We start from the raw sequence: 15,575 nt of genomic DNA, 5'->3' as shown, positions 1-15,575 counted from the left end.
CGCTTGTGCGATGCGGGGCCTCAGAGGCTCCGCATCGCCGCCGCGTATCGGTCCGTGACCCGGGCCTGGACCAGCTTCGCGGCCGGCCCGCCGAGCCGCACCCACCACTTGGCCGGCCGGCTGAACGCGCGTATGTCGAACCACACATCGCCGACCTCGTCGACGGAGACCACGAACGCCTCCTCGCCCATCTCCACGTGGCCGGGCATCGTCCCGAACCCGAAGCCGAACGCGCTCGGCCGGTCGACGATCCACACGATCTTGCACGGCACCCAGAGCCGCAGTCGCCCCACCCCGATGCCGGAGGCGAACTCGACCCCGAGGCCGACCCGCTCCGCGTCGGTGCGCACCTGGAGCCCGGCCCCATGCTGCGGCCGCCAGTGCGCGAGCGCCTCGGCCGCCTCCGCGAACCCGGCCGTGAGCCGGACCCGCCTCGTCACGTGCTGATAACCGGCCGGGAGCGGCCCCTCACGGGTCGCGCCGACCTCGGGATAGGTCACGCTCACGGCAGCAACGGCTCCAGCGCCGTCACGATCGGCGCGTCGGCCGGCAGCCAGGGCACCGAGTAGAGCTCCGCCGAGCCCAGCCAGCGCAGGTCACTGTGCTCCAGCGGCATCGGCTGGTCGCCGTTGAGGAGGGTGGCGACATACACCTTCAGCACCGCGGTCCCATTGAGCATGGAGATATCGTCGCCCACGCGGGCGCCGACCGCGACTTTGACGCCGAGCTCCTCCTGGCACTCCCGCACCAGCGCCTGCACCTCGGTCTCGCCCGGGTCGACCTTCCCTCCGGGGAACTCCCACTTTCCGGCCATTTCGGGCGGTAAGGCACGTTCGCACGCCAAAACTCGGCCCTCGGAGATGATCGCCGCGCCGACGATGATCCGTGGCATCAACCGTTCGGTCTGCACGGGCAACCAGGGTGCCAGATCCACATGAAGTTCCGGTGGCTGGCTATGCCCTGTTGTTCACCAGACGAGGGAAAAGTGGCCGTGGACAGATCCACCGCTCGCCGAGCAGACTTGCGTACACCGTTGATGACGGGCAGGCTTCGAATCGGCCACAAGCCGGCAACGATGCCGATGGAGGGTAGGTCGACATGCGGGCCCGGTGGAGCGACGATCACCGTGACTATCTCAGCGATGCGCTGGCCTTATTACAAGGCTGGACACATGACGGCGGCGAGATCCGCCGGACGCTGCATCTCGACGATTCCCAGCATGCGGCACTCACGGAGCGAATGAAAGTGGTCGCGGACGCCGTCGGTGTCCGCCCGGACGTCCGCCGCCTCGACGGCCGCACCCAGATCCGCTTACGGGTGCCCGGATCGTCCGATTCCGACCTCTCCCCCGGCGAGGTCACCCTGGCGGCCCGCATCGAGGACCTGTACAAAACCATCATCGCGGGCGCGGCTTAGCGCTTGCTAGGGTTGTGGCCATGACCGCGGTGCCCGACTGGATGTACCCGCCCCGCGAAGAGGGGTGGTTCGCCGATGATCTCGACCACCTTCCTGAGGCGCCGCGCCACACCGAGCTGATCGACGGAGCGCTCGTCTTCATGATGTCCCCCCAACGTGCCTGGCACAGTTGGCTGGTCGATGCGCTGAAGCTCGCGCTTTCTGATCAGAAACCGGCTGGGACCACTGTCTTTCGGGAAATGACCGTCCGGCTCGACAGCCGGAATCGCCCCGAACCGGACGTTGTAGTCGCAACAGCGCCCTACGATCCGAACCGCACCTACTTCACGCCGGACGAGGTCCTGCTGGTCGTCGAGGTGGTTTCTCCGGAGTCAGCGCATCGCGATCGGACGGTCAAGGTGCGCAAGTACGCGGAGGCCGGAATCCCGATCTACTGGCGCATCGAGCAAGAGGACGATTTGCCGGTGGTGCACGTCTACGAACTCGCCGAATCCAGTCGTGAGTATGTCGCGACCGTGACCCACCGCCACGAGCTGCGAGTCGACGCGCCGTTCGCTATCAAGATCGACCTGGACACGCTGATCCCCCGGTAGCTGAGGACGCGCGTCAGTACTCGCGCTTGATGACGAAGAACGAGCCGCGGATCGTGCCGGCCAGTTTGGAGCGCTGGCGGGCGAACTTGAAGCGGTCGGCCAGCTCGTCCGGGACGTCCATGCCGTCGGAGAGTTTGAAGCCCACGGCGCGCTTGCCGCCGTCCTCCAGGGTGTAGAGGACGTTGACCGCCAGGCCCGACTCGTAGAACACGTAGGTCCAGCGGACGCCCTCGACCTCGAACGACGTCGTCTCCAGGGGCGGGGAGGCGATGGTGAACTGCCGCTCCTCCTCCAGGATGCGGTGCACGTAGGCGACGACCTCCGGGGCGGCCGGGTCGGTCGTGAACACGTGGTCGTACTTGTTCTTGAAGTAGCGGGCCTCGTTGGCGCGCAGGCCGGCGAGGGCCTCGGCCACCGGCGACGACTCCAGGCCGGTGGTCGAGACGTTCTCGAAATCGACGACGTACGACACGATGTGTCCCCCCGTGCTAGACGTTGAAGCGGAACTCCACCACGTCACCGTCCTGCATGACGTAGTCCTTGCCCTCGATGCGGACCTTGCCCGCGGCCTTGGCCGCGTTCATCGCGCCGGCCGTCATCAGGTCGTCGAACGAGACGACCTCGGCCTTGATGAAGCCGCGCTGGAAGTCGGAGTGGATGACGCCGGCGGCCTCGGGGGCGGTGGCGCCGATCGGGACCGTCCAGGCCCGGGCCTCCTTGGGGCCGGCCGTGAGGTAGGTCTGCAGGCCCAGCGTCCGGAAGCCCACCCGGATCAGCTGGTGCAGGCCCGGCTCGGGCTGGCCGATGGAGGCGAGCAGCTCCAGGGCCTCCTCCTCGTCCAGGTCGGTCAGCTCCGACTCGATCTTGGCGTCGAGGAAGATGGCCTCGGCCGGGGCGACCAGGGCGCGCAGCTCGTCGAGGAAGGACTCGTCGGACAGGCCGGCCTCGTCGACGTTGAAGACGTACAGGAACGGCTTGGCCGTCAGCAGGTGCAGCTCGCCCAGCTCGGAGACGTCGAAGCGGGACGCGTAGAGCGTGTTGCCCTCGTTGAGGACCTCGCCGGCGGCCTTGGCGGCGGCGGCGATGCCGGCCCGGTCCTTGCGGACCTTCGCCTCCTTCTCGAGGCGCGGCAGGGCCTTCTCGATGGTCTGCAGGTCGGCCAGGATCAGCTCGGTGTTGATGGTCTCGATGTCGTCGCGCGGGGAGACCTTGCCGTCGACGTGGACCACGTTGGGGTCGGAGAAGGCCCGCACCACCTGGCAGATCGCCGACGCGTCGCGGATGTTGGCGAGGAACGCGTTGCCCCGGCCCTGGCCCTTCGAGGCGCCCCGCACCAGGCCGGCGATGTCGACAAACGACACCGGGGCCGGGATGATCTTCTGGGAGTCGTACAGCTCGGCCAACCGGCCCAGCCGCGTGTCGGGCAGGCCGACGACGCCGACGTTGGGCTCGATGGTCGCGAACGGATAGTTCGCGGCGAGCGCGTCTCCCTTGGTGAGGGCGTTGAACAGGGTGCTCTTGCCGACGTTGGGCAGGCCGACGATGCCGATGCTGAGTGCCACGACACGTCAGCTTACGCAACGCTCCGCTCAGGCCAGCTCGATCCCCAGCTCCGCCGCCAGCCCGGTGAACGCGCGGGCGGCCTCCCCGAACCGCCGCGGCCCGGTGAGCACGTCGGGGTACAGCGGGTCCCGCAGGTGCGGCTCCAACGACGCGAATCCGGAAAATCCGTCATGCCGTAAAGCCGCCATCGTCGCCCGCAGCTCCCCGTCACCCTGCCCGGCCGGCACCTCCACACCGTCCGAGCAGCGCGCATCTTTCACCTGAAAATACGATAAATACGGATGCAACCCCGCGTAGCCCTCCGTGAACGGACGGACGCCCACCTGCACGAAGTTCGCGTTGTCCCACGCCACCCGGAGCGCCGGCGACCCCACGGACTCCACGATGTCCAGGACGCGCGCCGGAGTGTCGCCGTAGATCGCCTTCTCGTTCTCGTGGACCAGCACCACCGACTCGCGCTCGGCGACGTCCGCGAACGCGCGCATGCGCCGCAGTACCACATCGCGCACTGCTTGTGGCTCTTGTCCTTCCAGGTAGAACGAGAACACCCGCACGTATCGCGCGGACAGCCGCCGCGCGACCGCCACCACCCGCTCCAGGCGCGCCTGCTCGACCGCCGGATCGTCGTGGACCCCACTCTTGCCGATCGGCGACGCGACCGCCGACACCCCGACCCCGTGCCGCTCCAGCAGTGCGGCCAGCCGCGCCAGGTCCTCGTCCCCGAGGTCCACCACATTGACGCCCCACGCGCTGCGGACCTCGATGTGCCGAGCGCCAAGAGCCAGCAGGACCTGCACCTGTACCACCGGATCGGCGTCTATCTCATCACCGAACCCGGACAGCTCCCACGTGACCATGACGGACATTATGGAGGGATGGAAGCCGATGCCGTCGCACGCGCGTCCCGCCCCGGCACCACCGGGTCGCTCACCGCGCAGCTGCGCGAGCTGGGCCTGCCGGCGGGCGCGACCGTCATCGTGCACTCGTCGCTGTCGCGGCTGGGCTGGGTCGCCGGCGGCGCGCAGGCGCTCGTGCTGGCCCTGCTGGCGGCGGTCGGCCCGGAGGGGACCCTGGTCATGCCGGCGCACTCACGCAACCTGACCGAGCCCTCCGACTGGGGCGACCCGCCGGTCCCGCAGGCGTGGTGGGAGATCATCCGCGCCGAGACGCCGCCGTTCGACCCGCGCACGACCCCGACGGGCCACATGGGTGCGACGGTCGAGTGCTTCCGAGCATTTCCGGGGGTACTGCGCAGCAACCACCCGACCGTCTCGTTCGCCGCCCTCGGCCCGCTCGCGGCCCGCATCACGCAGGGCCACGAGCTCGCCGACGGCCTGGGCGAGGGTTCGCCGCTGGCCCGCCTGTACGACGCGGACGCCTGGGTCCTCCTGCTCGGCGTCGGCCACGACAACAACACGTCCCTGCACCTCGCCGAATACCGCGCCGACGCCCCGAAGACCTACCACCGCCAGGGCTCCCCGGTCCTCGTCGACGGGCGCCGGGAGTGGGTGACGTACCGCGAACTGGACGACGACACCTCGCTGTTCGACCCCCTCGCGCGCGACTTCGCCGAGATCACCGGCGGGGAGGTGACCGGCACCGTGGGCGCGGGGGCGGCCCGCCTGATGCGCCAGCGCGCCCTGGTCGACTTCGCCGCCAGGTGGCTGACCCAGCGGGCCGCCAACCGGGCCTGAAGCCCCGATGGGTGGGCCGCGCGACGTCGTTGAGGTGGAGGGCTGAACGACGTCCACGCGGCCCGGGTTGGGGCGGCGCTCGGACAGTCGAGGGGGGATCTCGTCCGGGCCACCCGCCCGAGAAGTCTGAATCCCGAAGCTTTCTCGCGACATGTCCGGCCGTTGCCGCAATGCGGACATGGCGCGATGTGGACAGCTACAACCAGCCCCGGCGGCCGGCCTCGTAGGCCAGGCCGGCCCGGGTGTCGACGGCGGCGATCGCCATCAGCCGCTCCAGGCGGCGCTGGACGGTGCGTTTGCTGACGCCGAGCTGCGAGGCGATCGACTTGTCCGGGAAGCCGGCCACGAACAGCGACAGCAGCAGCCGGTCCGGGCCCAGCGGGTCGCCGGCCGCGTCGCCGTCCAGCAGCGGTGTCGCCCGCTCCCAGATGCCTTCGAACAGGGCGACCAGCGCGTCCAGCAGCTCGCCGCGGCGGATCAGGGCGGCGGTCGGCTCGCCGAGGTCGCGGTCGTGGTCCGGGACCAGGGGGCAGATGGCCATGCCGCGGTCGGCCAGGGCGAGGCGGACCGGCAGGGCGTCGACGACCCGCGCGTGCTCGCCGCGGCGGATGGAGGCGGTGATGCCGTCCAGCTCGCCGGGCATCTCGATCAGGGCCCGCTCGTAGATCGCGCGGTAGCGCACCCCCCGCGCCAGGGCCGCGCCCTCCTCGGTGTTCTCCGGGCCGCTCATCGCGATCGGGTTGACCCGGCAGAACCACAGGATCTCCTCCTGCGCCGAGTTCTGCATGTCCCGCACCCGCTCGCGGATGGCGGCCGCGCCGACCACGATCTCGACCAGGTGATCGGCGACCCGGCGGCGGGTCGTCGCGCGGTACTCCTCCGTGAGCCCGGCCACCACCCGCCGGGCCGAGTCCAGCGACCGCTGGCGGCGCAGCAGGGCATCGCCGAGCGCGACGTCCGGCGGCAGCGCCTCGAACAGCGGCCCGCCCCGCGCCAGGCCCTTGGCCCGCAGCGACTCCAGCAGGCGCGCGGCCTCGGCGGGCGGGAGGTCGGCCCGGCCGGCCAGGTCTTCGGCGCCGGCGGCCACCAGCCGCACCAGCAGCCGGTAGACCCTCTGCTCGGCCGGGTCCAGCAGCTCCGTGTCGTCGGCCATGATCGCAGCCTACGAACGGCCGCCGCCGAAGACGAGAGGCGGCGGCCACTCAAAGTAAGTCGATCTTCCTGTTCTACGTGAAACGATGTCTTGGCGCGCGGTGGATCAAGCCTGGGCCAGGGGGTTGTTCTTCGGGTCGTCGTAGTGCACCGTGTCGAACGTCCCGTCGTGGTCACTGTCGGTAGCCACGTAGTCGCGCCGCCCGTCGCCGTCCTCGTCCCGGCCCACGTAGTCCGCGCGCCCGTCGTGGTTGGTGTCGCGCACGTCGGTGTCGATGACGCCGTCGTCGTCGGTGTCGGCCACCACCCGGTCGAACCGGCCGTCGCCGTTGGAGTCCAGCGCGGCCACGTCCTTGTCGCCGTCGTTGTCGGTGTCGACGAACACCGAGTCGATCCGCCCGTCGCCGTCCAGGTCGCGCAGCTCCGTCTCGAGGGTGCCGTCGCGGTCGGTGTCGACGGCGATCCGGTCGATCACGCCGTCGCTGTCGTCGTCGTAGGCGACCGCGTGGGCCACGTTGTCGTCGTCGATGTCCATCGCGTAGGCGGTCGAGCCGTCCTCGCCCTCGATCCGCACGATCCGCGGCTCGTCGTCCGCGGCCGCATTGAGCCCCTCGTGAACGCCGGTGTCCTCGTCGGCCGGCCCGAAACCCGCGTGCTCAGTCATCGCCACTCCCAAGAAACGTCGTCGGTGCGCATAACACTAAGGCGTCCGAAAACCGCCAGTCGCCGGCCCGGGAGCGAGGCAGGATGAAGGCGTGGAACTCGACTTCGAAACCTGCCGCAAGGCGGCCACCAGCCGTGACTCGCGCTTCGACGGCGTGTTCGTCACCGCGGTCAAGTCGACCAAGATCTATTGTCGACCGTCCTGCCCGGCGATCGTGCCGAAGCGGGAGAACGTGCGGTTCCTGCCGACGGCGGCGGCCGCGCAGCGCGAGGGGTTCCGGGCGTGCCTGCGCTGCCGGCCCGACGCGGCCCCCGGCTCGCCGGACTGGGACGTGCGCGGCGACGTCGTCGGGCGGGCGATGCGCCTGATCGCCGACGGGGTCGTCGACCGCGGCGGCGTGCCGGGGCTGGCCGGGCGGCTCGGCTACACCGAACGCCACCTGCACCGCATGCTCAGCGCCGAGGTCGGAGCCGGCCCGCTCGCGCTGGCCCGGGCCCAGCGGGCCCAGACGGCCCGGGTCCTGATCGAGACGACCGGGCTGGGGCTGGCCGACATCGCGTTCGCGGCCGGCTTCGGCAGCGTCCGGCAGTTCAACGACACGATCCGGGAGATCTACGGGCGGACCCCGTCGCAGCTGCGGGAGCGGCGGACCCTGGCCGACACCGACGAGGGCGTGGTCACGGTCCGGCTGCCGTATCGGGCACCGCTGCACGCGGAAGCACTGCTCACGTTTCTCGGCTCCCGGGCCGTGGACGGCATCGACGGGGTGGCCGCGGACGGGTACCACCGGAATCTGCGCCTTCCACACGGACCGGGCCGGGTCACCATGGATATCCGTGAGGGCCACGTGGCGGCGACGATGCGGCTGACCGACCTGCGCGACCTGGCGCCGGCGGTGGCCCGCTGTCGGCGGCTGTTCGATCTGGACGCCGACCCGGCCGCGGTCGACGCGGTGCTGGGCGCCGACCCGGCCCTCGCGCCGATGGTGCGCAAGGAGGAGGGCGTGCGGGTGCCACGGGCCACCGACGGGTTCGAGATCGCCGTGCGGGCCGTCGTGGGCCAGCAGATCTCGGTCGCCGCGGCGAGAACGGTGCTCCGCAAACTCATCGCGGCCGACGCCGGGCTCTTCCCCACCGCGGAGGAACTCCTCGCGCTGCCGGACGAGGCGTTCTCGATGCCGGAGGCGCGGCGGCGGACGCTGCGCGGGCTGGCCGCGGCGGTGGCGGCCGGCGAGCTCGACCTCGACGGGGGCGGCGACCGCGACGAGACCGTGGCCAGACTCAAGGCGCTGCCCGGGATCGGCGACTGGACCGCGCAGTACACCGCGATGCGCGCCCTCGGCGACCCCGACGCGTTCCTGCCGACCGACCTGGGCGTCCTGCGCGGCGCCAAGGCAGCCGGGCTCCCCGACACCCCGAAAGCACTGGCCGCGCACGCCGAGCGCTGGCGGCCCTGGCGGTCCTACGCCGCCATCCGACTCTGGAGGATGCCATGACCACCTACTGCACCACCACCGACACCCCGGCCGGCCCGTTCACGATGCTCACCGACGCCGACGAGGCGGTGCTGGCCAGCGGCTGGACGACGGACGTGCCCGGGCTCATGACACTGGGCAAGCTCACGGGGACGATCGAGCACAAGGACGATCCGGGAGTACCGCTGAAGGCTCTGCGGTCCTATCTGGACGGTGACCTGACCGCGATCGACGGGGTCGCGGTGCGCCAGCGCGGCGGGCAGTTCATCGCGCACGCGTGGGACGTGCTGCGGCTGGTCCCGGCGGGCGGACCGGTCACCTACACCCAGTTCGCGGACCGGGCCGGGCGGCCGGCGGCGGTGCGGGCGGCCGCGATGGCGTGCGCGACCAACGCCGCGGCGCTGTTCGTCCCGTGCCACCGGGTGCTGCGCCTGGACGGGACGCTCGGCGGGTTTCGGTGGGGCCTGCCGGTCAAGCGCTGGCTGCTCGACCACGAGGCGGCATAAATATCGCTTGGCGCCGATGTAACGGCCCACGTACGTTAAGTACATGACCACGACCGCCGCGCCGCCCCGGGAGGCGCGGCGGCCGTCCAAGGTGCACGCCCTCTGGCGCATGCGGGTCTACCTGCGGCCCTACTACGGCGTCACCGCCTGGTCGATGGTCGCCGCGGTGCTCTCCACCGCGGCCAGCCTCGCCATTCCGCTGCTCATCCAGCGCGTCGTCGACGGCCCGGTGCGCCACGGCGACACCCGCGGGCTGTTCCTGCTCGGCGGGCTCGCGGTCCTGCTCGGCGGGTTCGAGAGCGCGCTGAGCTTCGTGCGCCGCTGGGCCCAGTCGGCGTCCTCGGTCGGCATGGAGGCGCGGCTGCGCGAGGACCTCTACGCCCACCTGCAGCGCCTGCCGATCGAGTTCCACGACCGCTGGCAGTCGGGACAGCTGCTCTCGCGGGCGACCGCCGATCTCTCCTCGATCCGGCGGTTCCTGTCCTTCGGGCTGTTCTTCTTCGTCCTCAACCTGGCCACCTACCTGGCCGTCTCGGTGCTGCTGATCCACCTCTACTGGCCGCTCGGCGTGTTCGTGGCGCTCAGCGCCCTCCCGCTGTTCCTGATCGTGCGGCGGTTCACCGCCCGCTACTTCGCCGCCTCCCGCGAGCTCCAGGACGCCATCGGCGACCTGACCACCCGGGTCGAGGAGTCCGCGCAGGGCATCCGGGTGATCCGCGCGTTCGGCCGGCGCGACCACATGAGCGAGCAGTTCGCGGGCGGCGCGCGGCACGTGCACGACCTCGGCGTCGGCAAGAGCCGGATGGTGGCCCGCACGCTCTCCCAGTTCGACCTGGTGCCCAACGTGACGCTCGCGGTCGTGCTGGTCGCCGGGGCCGTGCAGGTCTCCCGCGGCCACCTCACCGTCGGCACGCTCGTCGCGTTCGTGGCGCTGCAGGTGATGCTGGTCTGGCCGATCGACATCCTGGGCTGGATCATCGCCAACGCGCAGGAGGCGATGAGCGCGTCCGTGCGCATCTACGAGGTCCTCGACACGCCACCGTCCATCGTGGACCGACCCGGGTCCGTCGCACCCTCCACAGTGGAGGGTCGGCTGCGCTTCTCCGGCGTGCGCTTCGGCTACGAGCCCGGCCGGCCGATCCTGCGCGGCGTCGACCTGGAGGTCGAGCCGGGCGAGACGGTGGCGATCGTCGGGCTCACCGGCAGCGGCAAGACGACGCTTGTCTCACTGGTGCCGCGGCTCTACGACGTCGACGCGGGCGCGATCACCATCGACGGGCACGACGTCCGCGACCTGAAGCTGGACGCGCTGCGGCGCATCGTCGGGACCGCGTTCGAGGACCCGACCCTGTTCTCGATGAGCGTTCGGGAGAATCTGACGCTCGGGCGTACCGATGCGACCGACGACGAAATCGCCGAAGCGCTCGACATCGCGCAGGCCGGCTTCGCCTACGAGCTGCCGTGGGGGCTCGACACGCGCATCGGCGAGCAGGGCCTCTCCCTCTCCGGCGGCCAGCGCCAGCGGCTCGCGCTCGCCCGCGCCGTCGTCGGCCGGCCGCGCGTCCTCGTGCTCGACGACCCGCTGTCGGCGCTGGACGTGCACACGGAGGCGCTCGTCGAGTCGGCCCTGTCGACGGTGCTCGCGGGGACGACGGCGCTGCTGGTGGTGCACCGGCCGTCGACGATCGCGCTCGCCGACCGGGTCGCGTTCCTCGACGGCGGGCGGCTGGCCGCGATCGGGACGCACTCGCAGCTGCTGGCCACGTGTCCGGGCTATCGAGAGGTGCTGCGTGGCGCTTGACGTGCAACGGTGGCGGGGTACCGCGACGGACGAGCCCGACCCCACCCAGCGCATCGCCAGCCGGCGGCTGCTGCGCTCACTGCTGCGCCCGCACCGGCTGGCCATCAGCGGCCTCGTCGCGCTGCTGCTGACCCAGAACCTGGCCGGGATGGCCGGGCCCTACCTGGTCAAGCTCGGCATCGACGATGGTGTTGGCCACCCGCCGACGCTGGTCCTGGTCACCGTCCTGTTCGCGGTGGCCACCCTGGCCGAGTTCGGCACCCGGCGGGCGTTCCTGGCCATGTCCGGGCGGGTCGGCAACGCGGTCCTGTTCGACCTGCGCACCCGCGTGTACAACCACCTGCAGCGGCTGTCGATCGGCTTTCACGAGCGCTTCACCTCCGGCCGGGTGATAGCCAGGCTCACCAGCGACGTCGACAACATCTCCGAACTGGTCGACGGGGCGCTGGACGACCTGGTGCTGGCCGCGCTCTCGGTGCTCTCCGTGGCCGGCGTCCTGCTGTGGCTGGACCTGCCGCTGGCCCTGGTCACGCTGGCGTCGTTCCCGTTCCTGGTGTGGCTGTCGCGCTGGTTCCAGCGGGCCAGCGCGAAGGCCTACCGCCGCACCCGCGAGACGATCGCGCTGGTCATCATCCACTTCGTGGAGTCGCTCGGCGGCATCCGGGCCGTGCAGGCCTTCCGTCGCGAGCGCCGCAACGACGAGATCTTCGCCGCCGTCAACGACGACTTCCGCCGGGCCAGCCTGCACGCGCAGCGACTGGTCGCGACCTACTCCCCGTCGATCAAGCTGATCGGCAACGTGTCGATCGCGGTCGTGCTCACCTACGGCGGGTGGCGCGTGCTGCACGGCGAGACCGAGGTCGGCGTGCTCGCCGCGTTCCTGCTCTACCTGCGGCGGTTCTACGAACCGATGCAAGAGCTCTCGCAGTTCTACAACACCCTGCAGTCGGCGACCGCGGCATTGGAGAAGCTGGCGGCGGTACTGGCTGAGCCCCCCGCCGTGCCCGAGCCCCCGATCCCCACCCACCTGGCCGCGGCGCGCGGCGAGCTGGCCTTCGACGCGGTCGAGTTCGCCTACACGGCCGACCGGCCCGTGCTGCCACCGCTGGACCTGTTCATCCCGGCCGGGCAGACGATCGCCCTGGTCGGCGCGACCGGGGCCGGCAAGTCGACGATGGCCAAGCTCGTCGCCCGGTTCTACGACCCGACCGCGGGCACGCTCAGCCTGGACAATGTGGACCTGCGGTGCCTGGCCGAGGACGACCTGCGCCGCGCGATCGTGATGGTCACGCAGGAGAACTACCTGTTCAGCGGTACCGTCGCCGACAACATCGGCTTCGGCCGGCCGGGCGCGACCCGGGCCGAGGTGCGGGCGGCGGCGGCCGCGATCGGGGCGGACGCGTTCATCCGCGGCCTGCCCGAGGGCTACGACACCGACGTACGCAAGCGCGGGGGACGCCTTTCGGCCGGACAGCGGCAACTTGTGGCGTTCGCGCGGGCCTTCCTGGCCGACCCCGCGGTGCTGATCCTCGACGAGGCGACGTCCTCGCTGGACATCCCGAGCGAGCGGCTGGTCCAGCAGGCGCTGCGCACGATCCTGGCCGACCGTACCGCCCTGGTCATCGCCCACCGCCTGTCCACAGTGGAGATCGCCGACCGGGTGCTGGTCATGTCCGGTGGTCGGATCGTCGAGGACGGCCCGCCGTCGGCCCTGATCGACCGCGGCGGCCGCTACGCGGACCTGCACGCGCAGTGGCGCGATTCGCTGCTCTAAATTTGTGTCGGGAACCCGACAGTGGTTCTCGCCGGTTCGCGTGAATGGCGGGGTTCACGCCGTCGATCTACCGTGGATACATCGGTTCGTGGGAGGATTCTCGTCACGCTGGGGATCTCACCCTGTCGCCGGTAGTGATCTTCGGAGGGTCGTCTCGGGTTTTCGCGGCGGTTGCGGTTGACACGTCTTTGTGCAGTGCGGATGAAGAGGACCGATGACTGGCGGACGCTGGAGTGGCCAGACCCGATTTCTCGTCGTATTCGTCGGGCTGTGCCTGGTCGCCCTGGGCGTGCTGACGACGGTGCAGTTCCGCAGCACCGCCGGCGCCGCCATGCTGGTCGGCGCGGGCGTCCTGGTCGGGCTGGCGGGGCTCTCGGGCGGGACGATCAACGTCCGCTCGGCCGAGCGCGAAGAGCGCCTGGCCTCGGCCGGCCGGGCCCAGCAGGAGGGTGACGCCGAGGGCGCCTACGACCGCTTCGTCCAGCACATCCGCGGCCACGCGCCCCAGGCCATCGCCTACCACGAGGGTGCCAACGCCGCCCTCTACGAGGCCGCCGGCCGTGAAGGACAGAAGCTCCAACCCGTTTTCGGGTACTTCCTGGGCCCCATCGCCATGTCCGAGGCCCACATCATCGTGGACGTCCGCGCCGGCACCGGCTTCTCGATGGCCCGGATGCAGGCCACCCTCCAGGCCCTGCTGGTCGGCCCGACCGCCTCGTTCCAGGCCGCGCTGGTCATCGTCAACGCCGCACCGGACGACTCGATCCTGAGCTCGGTCCGCCAGCTGAGCACCGCCCTGGACCGCCCGGTCGCGGCCGTGGCCTGGCGCCTCGGCGACCGCTCCGACGGCATCTCCGACGCGATCGTCTCCCTGCGCCGCGAGCTGCGCCGGCGCGCACACGAGTCGCCGATCGACGTGCCGTCGGAGATCCTCGACGACCTCGAGCCGCGCTACGACGAGCCGCAGACCTACGAGCCGGTCCGCATCCCGAGCCGCCCCGTCATCCACCAGCCCGTCATCCACCAGCCGGCGCCACCCCCGCAGCCGCCACCACCGCCGCCGGCGCCCGCCATCCCGCACCAGCAGCCGCAGCGGATGGACGACGACGTCTACCCCCACATGACCTCCTCCACCGTCTACGGCTCCCAGGCCGCCGACCACGGCGACGACGAGCCCGACCCGGTCGAGTGGCCCGCGCCCGAGCCGCGCCGCCCCTCCCCCGCGCCACGGGTCTACGACGACTCCGCGACCTGGCAGCGGGCCACCGACCTGCACTGGCGGGGCCAGCTGCAGGAGGCCGAGGAGGCCTACCGGGAGATCGTCGGCGCCCGCGAACACGCCCTCAGCTGGGACCACCCGGACACGCTGACCGCCCGCGACCAGCACGCCACCGTCCTGCGCGACCTCGACCGCCTGGCCGAGGCCCTGGTCGAGTGCGACGAGGCCCTCACCGCCCGGGTGCGCATCCTCGGCGAGGACCACCCCGACACCCTGACCAGCCGCAGCCACCTGGCCACGATCTACCACCAGCTGGGCGACCTCAACAAGGCCGAGGCCGAGCACCAGCGGGTCCTGGAGGCGCGGACCCGGGTCCTGGGCGCCAACCACCAGGAGACGCTGATCAGCCGCAGCAACCTGGCCAAGGTCTACCAGGACATGGGCGAGCTCGACCGGGCCATCGACGAGCACCAGACCGTCATGCGGGCCCGCGCCCGCCTCCTCGGCCCCGAGCACCGCGACACCCTGATGAGCCGCAGCCTCCTCGCCTCGGCCCTGCACCACGCCGGCCGCCTCAACGACGCCGAGTCCGAGCACCGCGCCGTCCTCGGCAGCCGCCTGCGCCTGCTCGGCCCGGTCCACCTCGACACCGCCGTCTCCCGCCACCGGCTGGCCAGCGTCCTGCACGACCTGGGCCGCCTCGACGAGGCGATCACCGAATACCGCGCCGCCCAGGCCGTCTACGCCGAGCTGCTCGGCGCGTCCAGCCCGTTCGCCCGGGCCGCCGCGTCCGACCTGGCCCTGGCCGAGCGGGCACTCCGGGGTGCGCAGGGCAGCCACCGCTACTGAAAATCGGTGTCCGCCGCCGGGCCCCGGTGATAGACAGCGATGGTGGACTTCCCGGAGGTACTGCGCCTGACCGACGACCGCCTGGCCGCGTTCCAGACCGCCGTCGCCGCCGCGCCGAGCCTCGCCGCCCCGGTGCCGACCTGCCCCGGGTGGACCCTCTCGGACCTGATCCGGCACCTGGGCCTGGGCCGGCGCGAGTGGGCCGCGATCGTGGCCGCCGGCCCGGCCGCCACACCCCCGCCCGAGCCCGTCTGGACCGCCCCCGCCGACCCGGCCGCCTGGCTGGCCGAGTCCCATCGGCTGCTCCAAGACGCGCTGCTGGCCGCCGGCCCCGACGGCGGCTGCTGGACCTGGTGGGAGACGTCGGAGTCACCGCCGACCAGCGGCGCCGTCGCCCGCCACCAGCTCCAGGAGGTCGCGGTACACACCTACGACGCGCAGATGACGGCCGGCACCCCACAGCCGCTGCCGGACGCGGTGGCGCTGGACGGTGTGGACGAGTTCCTGGCCACGTGCTGCACCGGCGCCCACGGCTGGCCGCACGGCCCGGTCACCCTCGACTACCGGGCCGTCGAGGGCCGCGCCTGGCGCCTGTCCCTGACCGCCGGCGGGGTGACCCTGGACCGCTCTCCCGCCGGCCCGGCCACCGCGACCGCCCGGGGTACCGCGAGCGACCTGGTCCTGGCCCTGTACTGCCGCATCCCGATGACCGCCCTGACCCTCGAAGGCGACGCCCACCAGTTCGACGTGCTCATCGAGTGGGATCCTGACGAGTAGCCAGTTGCTGTCGCGCGCGTAGCTCCACCCCGCGCGTGGCTCTATCGCACGCCCGGCTCTATCGGGCGCGTGGCTCTATCGGGCGCGTGGCTC

At 71.6% G+C, this 15,575-nt stretch carries 16 protein-coding genes; 9 read left to right on the top strand and 7 right to left on the bottom strand.

Features of this window, described 5'->3' with window-relative positions:
* Window positions 1-20 precede the first annotated feature (20 nt).
* Both ACIA8L_RS04055 and ACIA8L_RS04050 read right to left on the bottom strand, forming a co-directional pair.
* Window positions 21-506 (bottom strand): DUF1990 family protein, encoded by a 486-nt coding sequence (locus ACIA8L_RS04055; protein WP_395900161.1) that lies wholly within the window; start codon window positions 504-506, stop codon window positions 21-23.
* Window positions 503-892, bottom strand: coding sequence for a (deoxy)nucleoside triphosphate pyrophosphohydrolase (locus ACIA8L_RS04050; RefSeq protein ID WP_395901716.1), 390 nt, complete (start codon window positions 890-892; stop codon window positions 503-505). The genes ACIA8L_RS04055 and ACIA8L_RS04050 overlap by 4 nt, the downstream gene beginning before the upstream one ends.
* Before the next feature lie 206 nt (window positions 893-1,098).
* Here ACIA8L_RS04050 and ACIA8L_RS04045 point away from each other — a divergent pair, with 206 nt between their 5' ends.
* Both ACIA8L_RS04045 and ACIA8L_RS04040 read left to right on the top strand, forming a co-directional pair.
* On the top strand, window positions 1,099-1,416 hold the full coding sequence (locus ACIA8L_RS04045; RefSeq protein WP_395900159.1) for a pterin dehydratase: 318 nt from the start codon (window positions 1,099-1,101) through the stop codon (window positions 1,414-1,416).
* A gap of 20 nt (window positions 1,417-1,436) precedes the next feature.
* Window positions 1,437-2,009, top strand: coding sequence for a Uma2 family endonuclease (locus ACIA8L_RS04040; protein WP_395900157.1), 573 nt, complete (start codon window positions 1,437-1,439; stop codon window positions 2,007-2,009).
* Window positions 2,010-2,022: 13 nt separating this feature from the next.
* Here the strand turns inward: ACIA8L_RS04040 and ACIA8L_RS04035 are convergent, their stop codons facing one another.
* From ACIA8L_RS04035 to ACIA8L_RS04025, 3 genes are read right to left on the bottom strand one after another with little or no spacing between them, the layout of a single operon-like run.
* Window positions 2,023-2,481: a phage tail protein gene (locus ACIA8L_RS04035; RefSeq protein ID WP_395900156.1), complete on the bottom strand. Its 459-nt coding sequence runs from the start codon at window positions 2,479-2,481 to the stop codon at window positions 2,023-2,025.
* A 16-nt stretch (window positions 2,482-2,497) separates the two neighbouring features.
* Window positions 2,498-3,571, bottom strand: a complete 1,074-nt coding sequence (gene ychF / locus ACIA8L_RS04030) for a redox-regulated ATPase YchF (RefSeq protein ID WP_395900154.1) — start codon at window positions 3,569-3,571, stop codon at window positions 2,498-2,500.
* 27 nt (window positions 3,572-3,598) lie between these two features.
* Complete coding sequence (locus ACIA8L_RS04025; protein WP_395900152.1) at window positions 3,599-4,429, bottom strand: sugar phosphate isomerase/epimerase family protein; 831 nt, start codon at window positions 4,427-4,429, stop codon at window positions 3,599-3,601.
* A gap of 18 nt (window positions 4,430-4,447) precedes the next feature.
* Between ACIA8L_RS04025 and ACIA8L_RS04020 the strand changes: the two genes are divergently transcribed.
* Complete coding sequence (locus tag ACIA8L_RS04020; RefSeq protein ID WP_395900150.1) at window positions 4,448-5,266, top strand: aminoglycoside N(3)-acetyltransferase; 819 nt, start codon at window positions 4,448-4,450, stop codon at window positions 5,264-5,266.
* A gap of 196 nt (window positions 5,267-5,462) precedes the next feature.
* Here the strand turns inward: ACIA8L_RS04020 and ACIA8L_RS04015 are convergent, their stop codons facing one another.
* Complete coding sequence (locus tag ACIA8L_RS04015) at window positions 5,463-6,419, bottom strand: TrmB family transcriptional regulator (RefSeq protein WP_395900148.1); 957 nt, start codon at window positions 6,417-6,419, stop codon at window positions 5,463-5,465.
* A gap of 105 nt (window positions 6,420-6,524) precedes the next feature.
* Window positions 6,525-7,082 carry a hypothetical protein gene (locus tag ACIA8L_RS04010; protein ID WP_395900146.1) on the bottom strand — a complete coding sequence of 186 codons (558 nt, stop codon included), beginning with the start codon at window positions 7,080-7,082 and terminating at the stop codon, window positions 6,525-6,527.
* Between the two features lie 91 nt (window positions 7,083-7,173).
* Between ACIA8L_RS04010 and ACIA8L_RS04005 the strand changes: the two genes are divergently transcribed.
* The 6 genes from ACIA8L_RS04005 (at window position 7,174) to ACIA8L_RS03980 (ending at window position 15,482) form a co-directional block, all read left to right on the top strand.
* The gene (locus ACIA8L_RS04005; protein ID WP_395900144.1) at window positions 7,174-8,577 is read left to right on the top strand and encodes an AlkA N-terminal domain-containing protein; all 1,404 of its coding nucleotides are present in this window, start codon (window positions 7,174-7,176) and stop codon (window positions 8,575-8,577) included.
* The gene (locus ACIA8L_RS04000) at window positions 8,574-9,062 is read left to right on the top strand and encodes a methylated-DNA--[protein]-cysteine S-methyltransferase (protein WP_395900142.1); all 489 of its coding nucleotides are present in this window, start codon (window positions 8,574-8,576) and stop codon (window positions 9,060-9,062) included. The genes ACIA8L_RS04005 and ACIA8L_RS04000 overlap by 4 nt, the downstream gene beginning before the upstream one ends.
* A 43-nt stretch (window positions 9,063-9,105) precedes the next feature.
* Window positions 9,106-10,863, top strand: a complete 1,758-nt coding sequence (locus ACIA8L_RS03995; RefSeq protein ID WP_395900140.1) for an ABC transporter ATP-binding protein — start codon at window positions 9,106-9,108, stop codon at window positions 10,861-10,863.
* A complete protein-coding gene (locus ACIA8L_RS03990; RefSeq protein ID WP_395900138.1) occupies window positions 10,853-12,637 on the top strand; it encodes an ABC transporter ATP-binding protein in 1,785 nt (594 codons plus the stop codon). Before ACIA8L_RS03995 ends, ACIA8L_RS03990 begins: the two co-directional genes overlap by 11 nt.
* A gap of 214 nt (window positions 12,638-12,851) precedes the next feature.
* Window positions 12,852-14,705, top strand: a complete 1,854-nt coding sequence (locus tag ACIA8L_RS03985) for a tetratricopeptide repeat protein (protein WP_395900136.1) — start codon at window positions 12,852-12,854, stop codon at window positions 14,703-14,705.
* 42 nt (window positions 14,706-14,747) lie between these two features.
* Window positions 14,748-15,482, top strand: coding sequence for a maleylpyruvate isomerase family mycothiol-dependent enzyme (locus tag ACIA8L_RS03980; RefSeq protein ID WP_395900135.1), 735 nt, complete (start codon window positions 14,748-14,750; stop codon window positions 15,480-15,482).
* Window positions 15,483-15,575: the final 93 nt, after the last annotated feature.

Origin of the sequence: Dactylosporangium sp. NPDC051541 (assembly GCF_044454505.1) — a bacterium.
GTDB lineage: Bacteria > Actinomycetota > Actinomycetes > Mycobacteriales > Micromonosporaceae > Dactylosporangium.
The sequence above is the reverse complement of the archived record's forward strand: the minus strand, read 5'-3'. Positions and strand labels throughout refer to the sequence as shown.